At 37.7% G+C, this 3,338-nt stretch carries 3 protein-coding genes and 1 pseudogene; 3 read left to right on the top strand and 1 reads right to left on the bottom strand.

The features are described 5' to 3' along the window. Positions 1-644: IS110 family transposase (locus tag ASJ81_RS10310; RefSeq protein WP_141241664.1), on the top strand; the 644-nt coding region annotated here is incomplete at its 5' end. Positions 645-1,277: 633 nt separating this feature from the next. Here ASJ81_RS10310 and ASJ81_RS10305 read toward each other — a convergent pair. After that, on the bottom strand, positions 1,278-2,153 hold the full coding sequence (locus tag ASJ81_RS10305; RefSeq protein ID WP_095644384.1) for a PAS domain-containing protein: 876 nt from the start codon (positions 2,151-2,153) through the stop codon (positions 1,278-1,280). A gap of 208 nt (positions 2,154-2,361) precedes the next feature. On the opposite strand from ASJ81_RS10305, the gene ASJ81_RS22785 reads away from it, so the two are divergent. Continuing rightward, positions 2,362-2,526, top strand: coding sequence for a hypothetical protein (locus ASJ81_RS22785; protein WP_170943275.1), 165 nt, complete (start codon positions 2,362-2,364; stop codon positions 2,524-2,526). Positions 2,527-3,023: 497 nt separating this feature from the next. Next, positions 3,024-3,308 (top strand): annotated as a pseudogene (locus tag ASJ81_RS10300) (DUF6444 domain-containing protein); the annotation flags it as partial. Positions 3,309-3,338: the final 30 nt, after the last annotated feature.

Genomic DNA, 3,338 nt, shown 5'->3' with positions numbered 1-3,338 from the left:
AAATTCTTGATCGAGAAATCTCTCAAAGTGCTGCATTCAGACTTCAGATCTGTCTGAAACTCATAAAGAGTATTGATGATGAGATCGAAGCTTTAGAGAAAGAAATTTTCAATTATGCTTATAAAAAGCATAAGCGAGAAATGGAGATTTTAATGTCAGTTCCAGGTATAGGAGAACTTGGTGCGGCAATTTTACTTGCTGAAATAGGCAATTTCAAGGATTTTTCTTCTGGAGATAAGCTTGCTTCCTGGCTTGGTCTGGTTCCTAATGTGTATCAATCTGCAGATAAATACCACAACGGAAGAATCACAAAGAGAGGATCAAAGGGAGCAAGATGGATTCTTACGCAGATTTCTCAAGCAGCGGCAAGAAAGAATAACAGTAAGTTAAAAGAGTTTTTTAACAGGAAAAAGAAGTCAATTGGGCATTCCAAGGCAATTATTGCCTTGGCAAGGAAAATTGCAACGATAATATGGCATCTTATCGTAAACGATGAGATGTACGAAGATGGAACTGGATATCAAAAAGGAGAAATTCAAAATAGGAAGATTGTTGAGACAGAAATATTCTCAGTTGATGAACGAATAAAAATAATTAGTGAAATATTTGCGATAATGGAAAAAGAAGGTGAAGAGAGCACGTGAGGAAGATATCCTCATGTACTTTCATGCTAAATAAGCATAGTTATGGAGACCTTAATTTACAGTAGATAATGAAAATATTAGCTCTTTGGTATTTTTCCCCGAAAACGGTTAGCTTACTTTTTCAAACCCCTTATAGCCAAACCGTTTTCGAGATGTAACCCTCTTTAGTTTTCTGGGGAACAATCTGTTCTTTATACTCTTTTCAATCTTTTTCCATACCTTTTCGTGTTACTCAACATATTTTGTTTCCAGTCCTCACGTCCAGGCATATTGGAGAGGCTGCAGATCCTGAAATTCTATTAAAACCTGCAAACACTTCTTAATACTCTCAAACATAAATAGTTATTTGTTAAGAAAGTAAGAACGTTAAAATGAGTATCTGATTCATTTATAATGCCACAAGGTAGTGATTATTTAGAGTTAAATTTACACTACTGTTAAATAATATTATTTTGTATCTTCCTTGATACTGCCCCTGTTAAGCTTACCAGCTAAGCTTGCCTGCTAAACTTGCCTACTAAACTTGCCTACTAAACTTAATCTATACGGAAACCCTGAAACAATTAAAATCACTTAAATTCTGGCTCCTAAAAGCCTGAATATTTCCCTCACCCTCTGATTTCAATCTATAGGTCAGGCTCTTTTTACATTCCGGGTTACATCTTCTATAATGCCCTGGAAATGGGTAACTTCTCCTTCCTCGTTGCGCTGGATAAAGGTTTTTTCATCAATCCAGCGGACATCAGCAGTCTGAGTAAGAATTCGATACTGGCGGTTGAACTCCTTTCCTCCTTCCTCACAGTTTTCCTCAAGTTCAAGTTCCACAAGGAGCAGGTCTTCGGGATGGATTATTTTCCCGTAAAGGATTCTTCCGGAGATAAAGTCTTCGGGAGTGTACCCAAACTGCCTGACATTTTCAGATACATATAGCGTAGGCCAGTATTTTTCAGCCTTCCAGAGAAATACTACCGTTGAACTGTTATTAATTACGGTTTCGAGGGCTTTCTGCCGCTCAAGAAGAGCTTTTTGTTTTTCCATGAGGGCTTTCTGGCTTTGAAGAGCATCCTTCAGAGCCTTTTCGTTTTTAATCTCCTGTGTAACATCTCTCACTATTCCCTGGAAATTCACCACATTTCCAGCCTCATCACGCTGGATATAGGTCTTTTCTTCTACCCAGCGGACTTCCCCGTTCCCTGTAAGAATCCTGTACCGCTGCACAAAACTGTCATTTCCAGCCTCGCAGCATCGAGTAAGTTCCTTTCTAACTCTATCTATATCCTCGGAGTGGACTATGTCTGCATACATTATCCTTCCTATAAGGAAATCCTCAGCATTGTAATCAAGCTGGGTTACGTTTTCCGAGACGTATCTGGCAGGCCACTTCTTGTCAGGAGTCCAGAGAAAAGCCATAACAGGACTGTTATTAATTACGGTTTCCAGAATTTTCTGTCTTTCCAGTGCTTCACCAAGAATCAGTTCGTCGCTTTCAGCCAGTTGATTGAATCCCATAGCTACCACCTCTCCAATAATCCTTCCAGATCTTAAATCCTTTAACCGCCTTAGATAATATACACCTCTCTCAGGTAATATACACCTCTCTCAGGTAATATACACCTCTCTCAGGTAATACACACTTCTCTCAGGTAATATACACCTCTCTCAGGTAATATATACCTCTCAAATCCTTAAGCAATATAGAATATATTTTGACATCTGTGTGGGAGGTATAGGCAGAACCGGAACCGTTCTTGGATGTGTGCTCAAGGGTCTTGGTTTTCAGGCTAATGAAGTGATAAATTATCTGGATGATATAAACAAGCTCAGAGGCTTCAGAGGATGGCCGGAGACAGAATGGCAGGAGGAAATGGTACGCAGATATTAACACATTTTAACACATTTAATAATTATTCATTGGTCATCGGTTAAGGAATTTTCTTACCTGAAAGCTATCGATTTTGCATTAGAAACCGGCTTTAAGTTTTGGCCTCTTTACATGAAATTGATATCTGGCTACAACTCATAATTTATTAAAACTTTTGGCAAATGTTGTTGAAATTGATGCAATTTGTCACGATTCCTCACTTAACCGAAGACGCATGAATAATTATTTGATTGACTAGGTAAGACCAGTTTCCTAATATCTTTCTCGTTTTTGGTGCTATCAATTTGACAGATACTGATAAATATGATAGCAAACTGAAAATAGACAGATTAGGCTTAATCAAATAAGACTGACTTATAAAGAACAATTGAAAGAATAGGGATGCATCCTTTAAGTTTTAGAAAAAATTTGGTTACTATTCAGGTAGCCTTTTTAGGGCTACACAATTTTTCCTCTTTTCGAGGAAAAATTGGATTTACAATGAGTTATTTCTATCTTTGATGAAACGTGAAGAGATTCTTGCTCTGTGTACTTCAAATCCTGAAGTTATTGCAACTTACATTGAGAGTCTTGAATCTCAAATAAAACAGCTTAGTGAAAAATTGCAAGTTTTAGAATCTCGCTTAAATCAAAATAGCAGAAACAGCAGTAAACCTCCTTCTACTGATTTTTTTGTCAAAGGAAAACCTAATCCCAAGAGTCTCCGTAAAAAGAGCGAAAAGAACCCTGGAGGTCAAGAAGGTCATCCAGGAACAACTCTTAAAATGGTTGATAATCCTGATTAGGTAATAGAGCATTCTTTGAACTGCTGC

This window comes from Methanosarcina spelaei, assembly GCF_002287235.1.
GTDB classification, from domain to species: Archaea; Halobacteriota; Methanosarcinia; order Methanosarcinales; family Methanosarcinaceae; genus Methanosarcina; species Methanosarcina spelaei.
This window is presented reverse-complemented; position numbering and strand designations above follow the sequence as displayed.

Bases quoted from the DNA above. Each gene is read 5' to 3' on its own strand.
- ASJ81_RS10305 (WP_095644384.1), bottom strand. From the start codon at position 2,153: ATGGGATTCAATCAACTGGCTGAAAGCGACGAACTGATTCTTGGTGAA.